Source organism: Bosea sp. (in: a-proteobacteria), from assembly GCF_023953965.1.
Classification (GTDB): Bacteria; Pseudomonadota; Alphaproteobacteria; order Rhizobiales; family Beijerinckiaceae; genus Allobosea.
Genome location: NZ_JAMLIX010000001.1, coordinates 2,598,841 through 2,614,721, shown reverse-complemented (window position 1 = coordinate 2,614,721; position 15,881 = coordinate 2,598,841). Strand labels below are relative to the sequence as shown.

Annotated in this window: 11 protein-coding genes and 2 pseudogenes; 5 read left to right on the top strand and 8 right to left on the bottom strand. The window is 63.3% G+C overall.

The features are described 5' to 3' along the window. Position 1: 1 nt before the first annotated feature. Both nosZ and M9917_RS12145 read right to left on the bottom strand, forming a co-directional pair. The gene (nosZ, locus tag M9917_RS12150; protein WP_297253992.1) at positions 2 to 1,951 is read right to left on the bottom strand and encodes a TAT-dependent nitrous-oxide reductase; all 1,950 of its coding nucleotides are present in this window, start codon (positions 1,949 to 1,951) and stop codon (positions 2 to 4) included. Between the two features lie 39 nt (positions 1,952 to 1,990). Then, entirely contained in the window at positions 1,991 to 4,285 is a 2,295-nt protein-coding gene (locus M9917_RS12145) for a 4Fe-4S binding protein (protein WP_465246378.1), read from the bottom strand. Positions 4,286 to 4,432: 147 nt separating this feature from the next. Here M9917_RS12145 and M9917_RS12140 point away from each other — a divergent pair, with 147 nt between their 5' ends. Both M9917_RS12140 and M9917_RS12135 read left to right on the top strand, forming a co-directional pair. Beyond that, complete coding sequence (locus M9917_RS12140; RefSeq protein WP_297253990.1) at positions 4,433 to 5,377, top strand: ferritin family protein; 945 nt, start codon at positions 4,433 to 4,435, stop codon at positions 5,375 to 5,377. Between the two features lie 312 nt (positions 5,378 to 5,689). Then, positions 5,690 to 6,889: an IS256 family transposase gene (locus M9917_RS12135; RefSeq protein ID WP_297253988.1), complete on the top strand. Its 1,200-nt coding sequence runs from the start codon at positions 5,690 to 5,692 to the stop codon at positions 6,887 to 6,889. Here the strand turns inward: M9917_RS12135 and M9917_RS12130 are convergent. The 4 genes and pseudogenes from M9917_RS12130 to M9917_RS12115 form a co-directional block, all read right to left on the bottom strand. Next, entirely contained in the window at positions 6,864 to 7,226 is a 363-nt protein-coding gene (locus M9917_RS12130; RefSeq protein ID WP_297253986.1) for an Hsp20/alpha crystallin family protein, read from the bottom strand. The two genes, M9917_RS12135 and M9917_RS12130, sit on opposite strands and share 26 nt — an antisense overlap. Before the next feature lie 25 nt (positions 7,227 to 7,251). Beyond that, the gene (locus M9917_RS12125; protein WP_297253984.1) at positions 7,252 to 7,656 is read right to left on the bottom strand and encodes an Hsp20/alpha crystallin family protein; all 405 of its coding nucleotides are present in this window, start codon (positions 7,654 to 7,656) and stop codon (positions 7,252 to 7,254) included. Between the two features lie 12 nt (positions 7,657 to 7,668). Further along, on the bottom strand, positions 7,669 to 8,220 hold the full coding sequence (locus M9917_RS12120) for an Hsp20/alpha crystallin family protein (protein WP_297253982.1): 552 nt from the start codon (positions 8,218 to 8,220) through the stop codon (positions 7,669 to 7,671). A gap of 122 nt (positions 8,221 to 8,342) precedes the next feature. Further along, positions 8,343 to 9,152, bottom strand: a pseudogene (locus M9917_RS12115) (IS256 family transposase); the annotation flags it as partial. Between M9917_RS12115 and groL the strand changes: the two are divergent. Together groL and M9917_RS12105 are read left to right on the top strand one after the other, a co-directional pair. Beyond that, positions 9,138 to 10,430, top strand: a pseudogene (gene groL, locus M9917_RS12110) (chaperonin GroEL); the annotation flags it as partial. The pseudogenes M9917_RS12115 and groL overlap by 15 nt on opposite strands. 57 nt (positions 10,431 to 10,487) lie before the next feature. Further along, the gene (locus tag M9917_RS12105) at positions 10,488 to 10,718 is read left to right on the top strand and encodes a hypothetical protein (protein WP_297253980.1); all 231 of its coding nucleotides are present in this window, start codon (positions 10,488 to 10,490) and stop codon (positions 10,716 to 10,718) included. Positions 10,719 to 11,017: 299 nt separating this feature from the next. Here the strand turns inward: M9917_RS12105 and M9917_RS12100 are convergent, their stop codons facing one another. Further along, a complete protein-coding gene (locus M9917_RS12100) occupies positions 11,018 to 12,229 on the bottom strand; it encodes an IS256 family transposase (RefSeq protein ID WP_297254662.1) in 1,212 nt (403 codons plus the stop codon). A gap of 326 nt (positions 12,230 to 12,555) precedes the next feature. Between M9917_RS12100 and htpG the strand changes: the two genes are divergently transcribed. Further along, positions 12,556 to 14,439, top strand: coding sequence for a molecular chaperone HtpG (htpG, locus tag M9917_RS12095; protein ID WP_297253978.1), 1,884 nt, complete (start codon positions 12,556 to 12,558; stop codon positions 14,437 to 14,439). 416 nt (positions 14,440 to 14,855) lie between these two features. Here htpG and M9917_RS12090 read toward each other — a convergent pair whose 3' ends face one another. Next, positions 14,856 to 15,878 carry an IS110 family RNA-guided transposase gene (locus M9917_RS12090; RefSeq protein WP_297253112.1) on the bottom strand — a complete coding sequence of 341 codons (1,023 nt, stop codon included), beginning with the start codon at positions 15,876 to 15,878 and terminating at the stop codon, positions 14,856 to 14,858. Positions 15,879 to 15,881 lie beyond the last annotated feature (3 nt).

Sequence of the window (15,881 nt, the reverse complement as noted above, 5' to 3'; positions counted from 1 at the left end):
CTCACGTCGCTTGCGGCTCGACGAGCATTCGGCCCTTCATCTCCATGTGCATGGCATGGCAGAACCACGAGCAGTAATACCAATAGACGCCAGGCTTGGAGGCGATGAAGGTCACGGACGCCGTCGCCTGGGGCGCGACCTCCATGTTGATGCCGTAGTTCGTGATGCAGAAGCCGTGGGTCAGGTCCTCGACCTCGTCGATATTGGTGACGACGACGGTGACCTCGTCGCCTTGCTTGACGGTGAACTCTTCCAGGCCGAAGGCTGGTGCCGCGGAGGTCATGTAGACGCGCACCTTGTTGCCGTCGCGGATGACCTGCGAATCCTGCTCGAGCGTGACACCGTCAGCCTTGGCCTGCTGCACGGCATGCGCAAAGAACGGGTCATCGCGCTTCCAGATATGCAGCGGATTTATCTTGGAACGGTGAACGATAGTGGCGTCGTGCGGCTCGGCGAAACTCGGACCATCGTGAACCAGCAGCATCCGGTCGCCCGAGATGTCGATCAACTGATCGTTCTCGGGTTTGAGGGGGCCGACGTTCAGGAACCGATCCTTCGAGAATTTGTTGAGCGAGATCAGCCACTTGCCGTCCGCCTCCTTGGTCTGCCCCATCGAGGTGTGGTTGTGCCCAGGCTGATAGTGCACATCCAGCTTCTGGATGATGGGGTTGACCTTCTCGCCCTTGAAGGCCCGCTTCGCCAGATCGATGTTCCATTTGACCACCTGGCTGTCCAGGAAGAGCGTCGTGTAGGCATTTCCCTTGCCGTCATAGGCGGTATGCAACGGCCCCAGGCCGACTTCCGGTTCGGCGACGACGACATCACGAGGCTTGATCTTGTCGTCGAAAAGATCGTCGAGCTTGCGGGCGTCGAAGACCGTGACAGTGGGCGATAGCTTGCCATTGGCCACGAAATGGATGCCGTCGGGGGCGGTATTGATGCCGTGAGGGCTGTTGGGAATCGGGATGTAGCGCGTGAATTTCGAGCCAGAACGCCCGTCCAGCACAGGAACGCCGCCCAAGGTCTCGAACTCGCCGTTCTTGACGGCTTCCTCGATGCGCTTGAGATTGAAGACGACGATCCAGTCCTGTTCCTTCGCCATCATCTCGGCGAGGGTGACGCCCTCTTCGGAATTGTAGCAAGTGGCCCAAGCATACTTTCCCTGGTAATCACAATCGACATTGTCGAGATTACCATCGACCTTGACCTGCCATGCAACCTTCATCGTGTCTCCATCGACCGCACTGAAGATTGCTACGTATTTTTTCGGATCATTAAGATCTCTTCCATCATTTGGCACCGGCACGCGATCCTCACCATTGCAGAAGACGTAACCGGTTCGAGGATACTTCTGCACCCGCAGTCCGTGAACAGTGTGCTGGTTCGGCAGCTGGATGATCTTGTCGCACTTCATGACGTCCAGGCGAATGCGGCAGACGCGCGTATTCGCCTTGTCGTTGGCGTAGAGATAGCGTCCATCGTAGGTGCCATCGGTGAATGACAAATGCGGATGGTGCAGGTCGCCATTGAGATAGGTTCCGCCCTTGTCCTTGAGAAAATCGCGAGCCTCGGGCGTGAGACTTTCGGTCAGTATCCTCAGGCTCTCATTGGTCTGGCCCCAGCCGGTGGCGCTATCGCGGTTGAAGACCGGGATGCGCATCAATTCGCGCATCGAGGGGCAGCCGATGATACGGACCTCGCCGCTCTGCCCGCTCGAGAAGAATACGTAATACTCGTCGAGCTCGCCGGGTTTCACCTCGTATTTGTTGGCTACGGCCGGCCGTGTCACCGGGCCGGCGGGCCGTGTCTGCGCTTCTGCGGAGATGATCGCGCCAGACGGCGACAGCACCATACCCCCCGCGACACCCGCCGCTCCAGCCGCGCCGACTGCCGCGGTGGTCCCGAGCATGTCGCGCCGGCTCAGTCCCTTTTTACTGCTCTCATCTGACATGGCGGTCTCCCGATTGTTCGTAAAGCGATGGCGAGGTGGTCAATTCCCGATCGAAGCGTCAGCCGGGTCGGTGTCCTGAATTGGCTTCCCCATATGGGTTACAACCAGTTTAGCAGGTCCAGCTCCTCCTTCTTTGATCTGGCGCGTGGACGGTGACGAAAGCGCCTCGCGTCTTTCGCGCTTCAGCCTCACCTGGATCATGTGGGGACAGCGGTGATCGTCGTGGTACACTTCCTGGCAGTGCATGCAGTAGATGCATTCGTTCACGTTGATCTGCCCCTCGGGGTGGATCGACTGGACCGGGCATTCATTGGCGCAGCGCTGGCAGGGAGTTCCGCATTCGGGCCAGCGCTTCAGCCATTCGAACATGCGGATCCGTCCAGGGATGGCGAGGGCCGCGCCGAGCGGGCAGAGATAGCGGCAAAAAAAGCGCTCGATGAACAATCCCGCTGCCAGCAGCGTCAGGGCATAGATGACGAACGGCCAGTCGCGGCCAAATTTGAGAACGATCGCGGTCTTGAACGGTTCGACCTCCGCAAAGACCTCAGCCAGCGCGATGGAGTAGAGTGACAAGCCGAACAGTCCCAGGAAGATGATGTACTTGATCGGCCATAATCGCTCGTGGAGGCCCCAGGGCACCTTGATCTGCGGAACCTTCAACCATTGGGCGATATTGTTCGTCAGCTCCTGAAGCGCCCCGAATGGGCAGAGCCAGCCGCAGAAGGGGCCGCGCCCCCAAAACAGCAGCGCAGCGGCGATGGCCGTCCAGAGGATGAAAATCAGCGGCGCTGCCAGGAAGAACTCCCAGTTGAAGCCCGATACCAGAGCGCTCGTGAAGGTCAGAACGTTGACCACCGAGAGCTGCGCGTTCGCATACCAGCCGAGCCAGACGAGCGTGAACGTCAGATAGGCGCGACGTACCCAGACATATGTCTGCGGCCGTCGGACCAGAGCGTCCTGGAAGAAGAAGATCCCTGTCAGCGCGAGGATCGCAAAAGCCGCGATCCCGATAGAGACTGCGTTGGCGATCCAGATGCGCTGCCAGAGCGGGGTGTCCAGTTCCCCGCCGAGGATGCTCGTGTCGACGCCCGCGGGCGTGGCGTGATCCTCCTCGGAGACGGCCTGACCGCCTGGTACCGGGCCTGGAAGGGCTGGCGGCCTGCCGGCTTGCTCGATCCGCAGATAGCGCTCGGGGAGAGTGTATTCGAGCTCATAGTCCAGAAAGGCCTTGTCGCGGGCGCCGACATTACGCTGGACCAGCAGTTGCAGTTGCCACGGCTCCGTCAGATCGAGCCGGAACTCGTCGGGGAGGACGAACAGGGCGATCTCGCGCAGTTCGGGCGCACCATCGGCGGCAAGGTCACCCAACCGAGTATGGTTTCGATCTCTGAACCGCGTGCTCTGCCCGTCCTGAAGGATCTCGATACGGTCGAAGATGCCGCCTCGGACATAACCGGAACCCTTGAAGGAATAGGCACCGTTGCCCGCGACGACAATGGCTTGCTGCCCGGGCTTCAGGCGCGCCCGCAACCGCTCGTAGCCTGCGTCCCCCAGCAGGCTACGACCGATCGTCGGCACGCTGACCGGCGCCACGTAAAGTTCGATGAACGGGTCGTTTGCATCGCCCGGTTCGGGATTGTCGGCCGCAGCCTGGCTGCCGGCCTTCGCGAAAGCTTCGCTGACCTCGCCAATGGTCAGCGACAGGCGGCGTACCGATCCGTCCCCGAGCAGAGCTTCCCAAGCGCGCCGCTCACTCTTGTCGAAGTCCACGGCCTTCACGGCCGGGGGCGCCGATGCGGCGGGTGATGGCTGCCTTCCAGCGCCGAGCCGTCCGCTCTTGATCAGCCGGACGGCTGAGCGCACGACGCTGTCGCCCATGACGAGCACGGTCACGGTCGCGCCGCTGACGATGTCGACCTGAGGCGGCCGCTCGGCGCCGGTGGCCACGGGGACGAGGTCCTTCCCGACAAGCCGGTTCATCGCCTCGACGATGCGTTGCTCGGGGATGCCGATCAGGACGATCGGTTCCTTGTGATCGACAAGCTTCACGCCACGGATGACGCCTCGCGGGTCGATGCCGACCAGCATGTGGATGGGCTTGCCGGAATAACCGGTCGCGTTTGCGAAATCCGAGTTCAGATAGACATAGCCGAGGAGTTCACCGCCGCGGTAGGCCGGCACCAATGGCGGATCGCCCTGCGCTGGGCCGAAACGATCGGCTTGCGCAAAGAAATCACTGGGGCCAACCTTCGACAGGAATTCCTGCACCCGCCCCGCCGCGAGAGCCGTTCCCGCGAGCGCAAGCAGCGCCGCAACGACTAGCGCGGCTCGCACAATCTGCGAAACCGCGCTGAAATGTAGCCTTTGGGTCGTCGCCGAGAAAGCCAACAGGGAACGTCCTATCCTGAACGCAGTTCCTGACCATAGAGGCCATTGGAACGTGATCAACACTGACGGGTCCCTGCTCGGCGATTGACGAGCATGGATCTCGACCGTCATCTTCCGAAAATTGCCATCGATAGGCAAGGAGGCTGGATGTCGCTACTTAAAGCCGAGCCGTCGACGCCGGTGAGAACGCTGGAGGAGTTGTTCTCGATCGCGCACGCCATGGAACGCGAGGCCGCCCACCGCTACGCCGAGATTGCCGAGCGTATGAAAGGCGCGGGCAACTTCGGGCTTGCGGCGGTTTTCGAGCGCCTCTCAGCCGATGAGCAGGGGCATCTGGCTCAGGTTGCGCATTGGTCGCAACAGATGAAGGGAAAGGCCCCCGACTCGGCTCTGATCCGGTGGAAACTGCCGGAAACATTTGACGATGAAGGTATCTCCACCACGGATCCCCAGCTTCTGAGCGCCTATCGTGCGTTGGCAATGGCCGTGCGTAATGAGGAAAGGGCCTTTGCATTCTGGAGTTACGTTGCGGCTCAGGCAGCAGATCCCGAGATTCAGCAGGCTGCGGAAGCGATGGCGCACGAAGAACTCGGTCATGTCGCCACACTGCGACGCGAACGCCGCCGGGCCTTCCACTCGGGCCGCCCAGGCCCCATCGACGAAGCCGGGGGCAGTGCATCGGGCCAGGCCACGGCTTCGCTTGAGCGCCGACTTGCCGAGCTCCTCGAGCAGATGTCAGCGCGGGCGCCGCCTGCCGAGCAACCGCGCCTGAAGGCATTTGCGGAGGCGGCAAGGCGGCACGCGCGCGAGCTCGAAGGTTCACCGATCAGTGTTCCCGCCGGATCCTATCCACCGACACTTTCCGATCGCCCCGAAGTCCTGGCCGAGTGGCTCAGCGAGCGCTATCTCGAAGCGGCCGATGATCTTCACGACGAACAGGAGTTGGTGCGCGTCCAAGCTCTCGCCGGGCACGCCATCGCTCGTCTCGCCTGGCTGCGGGCGGACCTGCCGGAACTGGAAGGAAGCCCAGGAGGCTGAATGGCTCCGCCTTGCCGCTTCGGATGCGCCAACCACCCGTATAAGGACCGACATCTGCTACCAGCGAGCTAGATGTTTGATCCCGGCATTTGATGGTGCAGTCTTTTCGCAAAGCTGGAGGGATGCGCTATGGGCCAGGTTCACCATGGGAGCGCCACGACGACAGCGGCGGTCCGTCGAGCGATACAGCATAGTCAAGAGAGCCTGAGGGCTCGGTCGCGTCCCTAGTGATGGTGTAGCTGACGGGCGGTCATCGGCGATTGCCGGTTAGGTTTGGGTTGCGAATGCCAACCCCGAACCGAGAGATCCCCGATGACCGACGAGATGATGAGCCTGCGCGGGCTGCTGGAGAAGAGCCCCGACACGGATTTTCTGCGCGAGATGATCGGCTTTGCCGCCCAGCGCCTGATGGAGCTGGAGGTCGGCAGCCTGACGGGCGCCGGTTTCGGCGAGAAGAGCCCGGATCGGCTGGCCCAGCGCAACGGCTATCGCGAGCGTGACTGGGAGACGCGCGCCGGCACGGTCGAGCTGCGCATCCCCAAGCTGCGCAAGGGCTCCTACTTTCCGGGCTTCCTCGAGCCGCGTCGCATGGCGGAGAAGGCGCTCACCGCGGTGATCCAGGAGGCCTACATCCAGGGGATCTCGACCCGCTCGGTCGACGACCTGGTCAAGGCGATGGGGATGAGCGGCATCTCGAAGAGCCAGGTCTCGCGGCTTTGCGAGGAGATCGACGAGCGGGTGCAGGCCTTCCTCGACCGGCCGATCGAGGGCGACTGGCCCTATCTCTGGATCGACGCCACCTATGTGAAGGTGCGCCAGGCTGGCCGGATCGTCTCGGTCGCGGTGATCGTGGCGGTCGGCGTCAACAGCGACGGCCGGCGCGAGGTGCTGGGGATGGATATCGGCCCGTCCGAGGCCGAGACCTTCTGGGCCGCGTTCCTGCGCAAGCTGGCGCGGCGCGGTCTGCGCGGCGTCAAGCTCGTCGTCTCCGACAGCCATGAGGGCATCAAGGCCGCCGTCTCGAAGGTCCTCACCGCAACCTGGCAGCGTTGCCGGGTTCACTTCATGCGCAATGCGCTCGCCCATGCCGGCCGCTCGGGGCGGCGGGTCGTCTCGGCCTTCATCGCCACCGCCTTCGCCCAGAACGATGCGGTCGCTGCCAGCCAACAATGGCGCAAGGTCGCCGACCAGCTCAGGCCGACCGTTCCGAAGCTCGCGGCCCTGATGGACAAAGCCGAGACCGAGGTGCTCGCCGACATGACCTTCCCGGCGCAGCATCGCGCCAAGCTCCATTCGACGAACCCGCTGGAGCGTCTCAACGGCGAGATCAAGCGTCGGACCGAGGTCGTCGGCATCTTCCCCAACGAGGCCGCCATCACCCGGCTCGTCGGCGCCATCCTGCTCGAACAGAATGATGAATGGGCCGTCCAGCGGGCTCGCTACATCACGCTGGAAAGCATCGCCCCGATCAGCGATGATCCGCTCGTCAGCCTGCCCGCCGTGGCCGCCTGACCAGCCCGGCCAACGCCGGCGCTCGACGGTTCCTGCCGTCAGCTACACCACGACCGGGGACACGACCGTTGGTGAGCGAAATATCGATCTCGCTCTGGTCGATGCCCGGAAGTTCAATCGAGATTTCCAATGCGTTTTCCGTCTCGGTAACGTCGGCTTTTGGCCCGTCAGGAGCCCAGCGTCCGAACGCCCCGACCGGTTGATCGAACCGCTTCCAGAAATCATCGAAAATCCGGTTCACATCACGTTGGAGGGAGAAGACGGGGTTATCCTCCTCCCGCTTCGCGATTTCGCTCCCCTTGTTGCTACCCCAGGGGATCAGGTCTCTGATTGGCATCGTCAACCTCCTTGTGGTGCATGACTTAAGCGGTCTTGAGCTCGATCTTGCGAGCCTTGGCCGGCGCGGCCTTGGGCAGGACGAGGCGCAGGACGCCGTCTTTCTGCGACGCCTCGATGGCATCGCGGTCGATGTCCTCGGACAGCGTGAAAACGCGCTCATAGTCGCCCGCGCCATACTCGGCATAGATCTGGCGATAGTTTTCGCGCTGCTGGTCGGCAGCGTAACCGCGGATCGCCAACGTTCGCTTCTCGAGCGTGATATCAACTCCGTCCGAAGCGACGCCGGGCATATCAACGAGAAGAACCACCTGGTCCGGTGTCTCGTAGATGTCGGCGCGCGGCACGAATACCTGGCGCGAGCGGGTCCGTTCACTACCGTCAAGCTTGCTCGGGACCTGCCGGTCGGTTGTCTGCAGTTCTTGAGCCATGTTTGCCTCCACTCATCCCTTGATCTGGATTTTCCTGGGCCGGTCCGCCTCCGGTCGATGCAGCTCGACTTCGAGCAGTCCGTTGTCAAAGCGCGCCTCCACCTGTTCCGGGTCGACGCGGAACGGCAGCTGGATCGTCCGGGAGAATCGTCCGCTGGGGCGCTCGCGGCGATGCCAGACGGACGTCTCGTCCTGCGACTTGCGTTCGCCCTTCAATGTCAGCGTATTTTCACGCACGGTCAGATCGACATCGTCGGCAGCGATGCCAGGCAGCTCTGCAGTCACCGCGACGCTGTTTTCGCCAAGCCAAAGATTGACTGGCGGAAACTCCTGAGCGGCGTTGGACCTGAGACCAGCCAGACGCTGATTCATTTCCTGTTGCATGCGCCGCATTTCCAGAAACGGGTCGTACCCGAGGCGGCCAAAGTCCGATAACAGCATGTCATCCTCCATCGCTTCATGACTCGGCATGATGCCGCGCGCACCTGCGCGCCCCGGAGGCGTATCGATCAGTGGCAGGCGAGATGAAGCGATCCTGTCCGAGGCCGAGCCGGTCGATCGCATGAGCTCGCGAAACGCGAGTAGGAGGGGTTCGAGTAAATACCGGACCACATCCTCCGGTCGTGTCCCCGGTCGTGGTGTAGCTGACGGCAGGAACCGTCGAGCGCCGGCGTTGGCCGGGCTGGTCAGGCGGCCACGGCGGGCAGGCTGACGAGCGGATCATCGCTGATCGGGGCGATGCTTTCCAGCGTGATGTAGCGAGCCCGCTGGACGGCCCATTCATCATTCTGTTCGAGCAGGATGGCGCCGACGAGCCGGGTGATGGCGGCCTCGTTGGGGAAGATGCCGACGACCTCGGTCCGACGCTTGATCTCGCCGTTGAGACGCTCCAGCGGGTTCGTCGAATGGAGCTTGGCGCGATGCTGCGCCGGGAAGGTCATGTCGGCGAGCACCTCGGTCTCGGCTTTGTCCATCAGGGCCGCGAGCTTCGGAACGGTCGGCCTGAGCTGGTCGGCGACCTTGCGCCATTGTTGGCTGGCAGCGACCGCATCGTTCTGGGCGAAGGCGGTGGCGATGAAGGCCGAGACGACCCGCCGCCCCGAGCGGCCGGCATGGGCGAGCGCATTGCGCATGAAGTGAACCCGGCAACGCTGCCAGGTTGCGGTGAGGACCTTCGAGACGGCGGCCTTGATGCCCTCATGGCTGTCGGAGACGACGAGCTTGACGCCGCGCAGACCGCGCCGCGCCAGCTTGCGCAGGAACGCGGCCCAGAAGGTCTCGGCCTCGGACGGGCCGATATCCATCCCCAGCACCTCGCGCCGGCCGTCGCTGTTGACGCCGACCGCCACGATCACCGCGACCGAGACGATCCGGCCAGCCTGGCGCACCTTCACATAGGTGGCGTCGATCCAGAGATAGGGCCAGTCGCCCTCGATCGGCCGGTCGAGGAAGGCCTGCACCCGCTCGTCGATCTCCTCGCAAACCCGATGGACCTGAAGCGCGGCATCGATCTCGCCGTCGAAGCGGTGACCAAATCGCTGGAGCAGCACTCCAAGAAGGTCACCAATTCCGACGAGATCGCCCAGGTGGGGACCATCTCCGCTAATGGCGACCGCACCATCGGCGCGATGATCGCCGAGGCGATGCAGAAGGTCGGCAACGAGGGCGTGATCACGGTCGAGGAGGCCAAAACCGCCGAGACCGAGCTCGACGTCGTCGAGGGCATGCAGTTCGACCGCGGCTATCTCTCACCCTATTTCGTGACCAACTCCGAGAAGATGATCGCGGAGCTGGAAGATCCTTACATCCTGATCCACGAGAAGAAGCTCTCGGGGTTGCAGACGATGCTTCCACTGCTGGAAGCCGTCGTGCAGACCGGCAAGCCGCTGCTGATTGTCGCGGAAGATGTCGAAGGCGAAGCTCTCGCCACCCTCGTCGTCAACAAACTGCGCGGCGGTCTTAAGGTCGCGGCCGTCAAGGCTCCGGGCTTCGGCGACCGCCGCAAGGCCATGCTCGAGGATATCGCCATCCTCACCGGCGGCACGGCGGTCAGCGAGGATCTCGGCATCAAGGCGGAGAATGTCACGCTCAACATGCTCGGCCGCGCCAAGAAGGTGCGTATCGAGAAGGAGAATACCACGATTGTGGATGGCGCCGGTTCCAAGACCGAGATCGAGGCCCGCGTCGCGCAGATCAAGGCGCAGATCGAGGAGACGACCTCGGACTACGACCGTGAGAAGCTCCAGGAGCGTCTGGCCAAGCTCGCCGGCGGCGTCGCGGTGATCCGCGTCGGCGGCGCGACCGAGGTCGAGGTCAAGGAGAAGAAGGACCGCGTCGACGATGCCCTGAACGCCACCCGCGCCGCGGTGGAAGAAGGCATCCTGCCGGGCGGCGGCATCGCTCTGTTGAGGGCGATCAAGACGCTGGAAGGCTTGACGCCAGCGAATGACGACCAGAAGACCGGCGTCGAGATCGTCCGGAAGGCGATTGCCGCTCCGGCCAAGCAGATCGTCGAGAACGCCGGCGATGACGGCGCCGTGATCGTCGGCAGGCTGCTGGAGGCGAGCGATTACAACCAGGGCTATGACGCCCAGACCGGAACCTATGGCGATCTGGTCAAGGCTGGCATCATCGACCCGACCAAGGTCGTGCGCACGGCGATCCAGGACGCGGCTTCGGTCGCCGGCCTGCTGATCACCACCGAGGCGATGATTGCCGAGTCGCCGAAGAAGGAAGCGGCTCCCGCCATGCCCGCCGGTGGCATGGACTATTGAACTTCGAGGGCGCCGTGGTTTTCGCGGCGCCCTTTCTCGACGCCGCAATCTCCAGGCATGCCGAGGGAAGCCATGCCATTTTCATCGCTGACCGATCCCATCGACCTGGCCCGTGCCGAGGCCGCTCTTGAAAGGGCCTGGGCGGAACTCAAGCCGTCTTCTCCGGAAGGCTCGAACCAGCAGGAGAGAAACAACCTCGCCTATATCATTGCGTCGCTGGTTCCTCTGGCGCTCGACGAGGACGATCTTGCACAGCGAGCGATCGATCGGTTTCGCGAGAAAGCCTAGGCGAGAGAGCTCGGAAAGCTTCTACATTCGTCTCAATCATATTTGGCATCCGACATGACCGATGGCCCACAGGACCCCAAGCAAATCTCCCCTTCCGACCGCTTCAAAGCCATGATTACGAGCGCCGAGAGCGCAACATACGGGCTCAAGGATAATCTCTTGGCCGTCATGACTCGGGATGGATCGGCAACCTGGCAGACCGTCTCCGCTCACATCGAGGCTCAATTGCCTGGCGCGGGCGAGTTCGATAGCGTCCGTCAATGTGGTGTAATTTCGGGTGTGGGACCGGGCCGTCATGATCAGGCGGCCTTTGGTGTAATCTGAAGGGGCCTTTCGTCCTCGATCGCCGGTGTGTTGAGGTCCGCCATGGCCTCGACCTGCATGTATCGATGCTGAAGCTGCCACTCGTCGTTGGCTTCGAGCAGGACGGCTCCGATCAGGCGGACGATGCTGTCCTCGTTCGGGAAGATGCCGACGACATCGGCCCGGCGCTTCACCTCCTTGTTGAGCCGCTCCAGCGGATTCGTGCTGTGCAGCTTCGAGCGGTGCTGGGCGGGGAAGGCCATGTAGGCGAGCACATCGGCTTCCGCATCATCCATGAAGCTTCCCAGCTTCGGCCATCTGGCGCGGAGTTGGTCGGCGACATGCCGCCAGGTCTGCACGGCACTGTCGTGGTCGGGCTGGATGAACGCCTGCCGGATCGCGGCGGCGACCATGGTGTGCTGGCCCTTGGGAACGTAGGCCAGCGCATTGCGCATCGCATGAACCCGGCACCGTTGCCATGTCGCGCCGAGCACGCGGACAAGGGCCGCCTTCAGCCCTTCATGGGCATCCGAGATGACCAGCTTGACCCCGGTCAGTCCCCTGCGCACCAGATCGCGCAGGAACGAGGTCCAGAACGGCTCGGCTTCGGACGGGCCGATGTGAAGGCCGACGATCTCCCTCTTTCCGTCGGTATCGACGGCGACCGCGATTATCGCCGCCACGGAGACAATACGCCCACCCTCGCGCATCTTCAGATAGGTGGCGTCGAGCCACAGATAGGGCCAGTCGCCGGACAACGGGCGCTTGAGGAAGGCGTTCACCCGCTCGTCGATGTCCTTGCACAGCTTCGACACCGACGATTTCGAGATGCCCGTCATCCCCATGGCCTGCACCAGTTCATCGACCTTGCGGGTCGAGACGCCGTTGATCCAGGCTTCCTGGATGACGGCGACCAGCGCCTTCTCCACCGTCTTCCTCGGCTCCAGGAAGCCGGGGAAGTAGGCTCCGCTGCGCATCTTCGGGATTTTCAGGTTCAGCGTGCCCAGCCGGGTGTCGAGCGTCCGGTCACGGTAGCCATTGCGCCAGGTCTGCCGGGCTTCGCCGCGCTCGTATCGCCCAGCCCCGATCAGGCCATCGACATCGGCCTCCATGATCAGTTGCAGCACGCTCTCGGCGATCGCGCGCAGAAAATCAGGGTCGCCGCTCTTCGCGGAAAGCTCGGCAAGCGCTAATCTGTCCTCGGTCATCGGGTTCTCCGTTTCGGTCAGGTCGAAGTCTTGCAACTCCACCTTCTCAAACGGACCCGGTGCCCACACCGGTTTTGGCCAAAAACGCAGCGGATTCTCCACCGCTGTTTCCACCGAAAGCGCTCCCCGAAATTACACCACGTCCTCGGACGCTACCGCGAGTTCGCGACCGCGCGTTTGAACGCCATAATCGCTTTGATCAGAACACTATCCAACGGACGAATGGCGGAGAGTAGATGATCGGCATCGGCAGAGTTCGGCACGCCGCCGCAAGATGCCGCCGTTCGCCCGAAACGCCTTTCTGTCTCATCTAATCGAGAATTCGAATGACAACGACCGCCACAGCCGAGCACCGCAGCTTCGAAGCCGACGTCTCCCGCCTCCTGCACATGATGGTGCACTCGGTCTATTCCGACCGGGACGTCTTCCTGCGCGAGCTGATATCGAACGCCGCCGACGCCTGCGAGAAGCTGCGCTACGAGGCGATCGCCCAGCCTGCGCTGCTCGGGGAGGAGCCGAAGCTCGCGATCACCATCGCGGCGGACGCCGAGGCAGGCCGGCTCGTCATCGCCGATAACGGCATCGGCATGAGCCGCGACGAGATGGTCGAGGCGCTCGGCACCATCGCCCGTTCCGGCACGCGCAGCTTCATGGAGCGGATCACAGCCGCCGAAGGCAAGGACGGCGCACAGCTCATCGGCCAGTTCGGCGTCGGCTTCTACTCCGCCTTCATGGTCGCCGCCGAGGTCGAAGTCGTCAGCCGCCGCGCCGGCAGCGACGAGGCCTGGGCGTGGTCCTCGGACGGCAAGGGCGAATTCACGGTGGCGCCGGTTGCCTTGGCAGACGCGCCCGCACGCGGCACGCGAGTGACGCTGCGCCTGATGGACGACGCCAAGACCTATGCCGAGCGCTGGACGCTGGAGCGCATCGTCAAGGAGCAATCCGGCCATGTGCCGGTGCCGATCGTGCTGGTCGAGAAGCCGGGGGCGGAGCCGGCCACGCTCGCTGACGGCGCTGCGCTCTGGACCAGGCCGAAGAGCGAGATCTCGACGGAGGAATACACCGATTTCTATCGCAGCGTCGCCGGGCAGTATGACGAGCCGGCTGCGACGATCCATTTCCGCGCCGAGGGCCGGCATGAATACACCGCGCTCGCCTTCGTGCCGGGTGCGCGCCCGTTCGACCTTTTCGACGCCGACCGCAAGGGGCGGATCAAGCTCTATGTGAAGCGCGTCTTCATCACCGACGAAGCCGAATTGATGCCGCGCTATCTGCGCTTTGTCCGCGGCATCGTCGACACCGCCGACCTCCCGCTCAACGTCTCCCGCGAGATGATCCAGGACAGCCCGCTGCTCGGCGCGATCAAGAAAGGCCTCACCAACCGGATTCTGTCCGAGCTCCCGAAGCTCGCCCAGCAGGATGCCGGGGCCTTCGCGACGATCTGGGAGAATTTCGGCGCGGTCATCAAGGAAGGGCTCTATGAGGATTTCGAGCGCCGCGCGCAGCTTCTCGATCTCGCCCGCTTCCGGACGACCGCATCCGGCGAAGGCTGGAGGAGCCTGAAGGACTACGCCGCCGCCCTGAAAGAAAACCAGACCGCGATCTATTATATCGTCGGCGACGATGCCGGGCGGATCGCCAACTCGCCGCAACTCGAAGGCTTTCGCGCACGCGGCATCGAGGTGCTGCTGCTGTCCGATCCGGTCGACAGCTTCTGGGTCTCGGCCGCGCCGGATTTCGAGGGCAAGCCTTTCAAGTCGGTGACGCAAGGCGCAGCCGATCTCGGGCTTATCCCGCTCCTCGACGGCGCGGCGTCTCCTTCCGCTGAGACGAGCAAGGAGATCAGCGTTCTGCTCGCATCGATGAAGGAAACCTTGGCGGCCGAGGTCGCGGATGTCAGGGCCTCGGATCGCCTCACCGAGAGCGCTGTATGCCTCGTGGCGTCCGACAAGGGGCCGGATCGCCAGTTCGAGCGCCTGCTCAGTGCTGCCGGACGCATCGACAGCGCGGCCAAGCCGATCCTGGAGGTGAACCCGCGCCATGCGGTGGTCACGGCCCTTGCCGCTGTCGAGGACGGTGCGTTGCGCAGCGACGTCGCACACCTCCTCCTCGACACTGCCCGCGTCCTGGACGGGGAGCGCCCGCCAGATGCGAACGCATTCGCCGAAAGGCTGAATCGGCTGGTGACAAGAAGCTTCGGCGGTGGATGAGAGGCGAAGTAAGGAAACGCGTTGCCCATGCGCTTACCGTGAAGCGTCCAATCCCGTTCGCTGAGCTTTAAATGTCTGGTTCTAGGCCACTTCCGAATGTCCGGTTGTGGCGCGTTTAGCTAGGTCGTGTGGACAAAGCGGATTCCCAAATCGGTTGAGGCGTGATTCATATGTGGACGCCCCCTATGGCAAGGCTTTTTGTCGGGATGTTTTGATCGGTTGCTTTCATATGTCCGGCCTGTTTGTGCGGCGTGATGGTTGCCGCTGGCCCTGATGGAAATCCGCCGACGAGGTCCCTATCAAACTGGCGCGCTGCTGGGGCGCATTGAATCACGCGGGTTGGCCTCGTCATTGGCTCGATCGTCACTCATCATCGACTGCCGTCACCAATTCGGGTTGTCTCTTCGGTCGGCCGCTCAGGCGGCGTGCTGTTGGGGTCTGTAGCTCTCCTTGCGCGTCATCAGGACCCATGCGATCCGGGCGAGCTTGTTGGCGAGCGCGATCGAGACGAGCCTGAAAGGCTTCTTCTCCAAGAGCTTCCTGATCCAGGCGGCCATGGGCGTCGGCTTGTCCTTCGTGTGCCGGATGACGGCGGTGGCGCCGACGACGAGCAATCGACGGAGGTAGCGGTCTCCCTGCTTCGAGATTCCGCCCAGCCTGGTCTTGCCGCCGGTCGACTGCTGCTGTGGCGTCAGGCCCAGCCACGCGGCAAACTGCCGGCCGGAGCGGAACTGATCGGGATCGGTGACGGTGGCGGCGACCGCGGTCGCCGTGATCACACCAAGGCCCGGAATAGCGGCGAGCCTGCGGCTTGCTTCGCTCTCGACATGCCAGGAGGCGATCTGCCGATCGAGTTCCGCGATCTCCTGGCCGAGGGCCACGATCTGGCGAAGCATGATCTCCAGCGCTGCGCGGGCGAAGGAAGGAAGCGCGTCCCTGTCCGAGAGCGCCTGCTCGGCGAGCCTCGCCAAATTGGCGACGCCGGGATTGGCGACAAGCCCCAGCTCGGCCAGATGCGATCGCAAGGCGTTGGCGGCTTGCGTGCGCTGGCGAACAAGCAACGAGCGGGCGCGATGGGTCATGAGGATGCCCTGCTGGTCGACCGTCTTCACCGGTACGAACTGCATTGTCCGCCGCTGGACCGCTTCGCAGATCGCCTCTGCGTCGAGGGCGTCGCTTTTGCCGCGCTTGACGAAGGCCTTGACGTAGGACGGCGGGATCAGGCGAACCTCATGTCCCATCGCCGAGAGCGTTCGCGCCCAATGGTGCGCCGTTCCGCATGCCTCCACGCCGATCAGGCAGGGCGGAAGCTTTGAGAAGAACGGCAGCATCTGCTTGCGATGCAGCTTCCTGACCAATGCCGTCGCGCCGTTCTCATCAATCCCATGCGCCTGAAAGACGCTCTTCGCCAGGTCCAGTCCAATCGTCGTGATCGTCATCGC

Coding starts and splice junctions, on each gene's coding strand:
- nosZ (WP_297253992.1), bottom strand. CDS start 1,951: ATGTCAGATGAGAGCAGTAAAAAGGGACTGAGCCGGCGCGACATGCTC.
- M9917_RS12140 (WP_297253990.1), top strand. CDS start 4,433: ATGGATCTCGACCGTCATCTTCCGAAAATTGCCATCGATAGGCAAGGA.
- M9917_RS12135 (WP_297253988.1), top strand. CDS start 5,690: ATGACCGACGAGATGATGAGCCTGCGCGGGCTGCTGGAGAAGAGCCCC.
- M9917_RS12130 (WP_297253986.1), bottom strand. CDS start 7,226: ATGCCAATCAGAGACCTGATCCCCTGGGGTAGCAACAAGGGGAGCGAA.
- M9917_RS12125 (WP_297253984.1), bottom strand. CDS start 7,656: ATGGCTCAAGAACTGCAGACAACCGACCGGCAGGTCCCGAGCAAGCTT.
- M9917_RS12120 (WP_297253982.1), bottom strand. CDS start 8,220: ATGCGATCGACCGGCTCGGCCTCGGACAGGATCGCTTCATCTCGCCTG.
- M9917_RS12105 (WP_297253980.1), top strand. CDS start 10,488: ATGCCGAGGGAAGCCATGCCATTTTCATCGCTGACCGATCCCATCGAC.
- M9917_RS12100 (WP_297254662.1), bottom strand. CDS start 12,229: ATGACCGAGGACAGATTAGCGCTTGCCGAGCTTTCCGCGAAGAGCGGC.
- htpG (WP_297253978.1), top strand. CDS start 12,556: ATGACAACGACCGCCACAGCCGAGCACCGCAGCTTCGAAGCCGACGTC.
- M9917_RS12090 (WP_297253112.1), bottom strand. CDS start 15,878: ATGACGATCACGACGATTGGACTGGACCTGGCGAAGAGCGTCTTTCAG.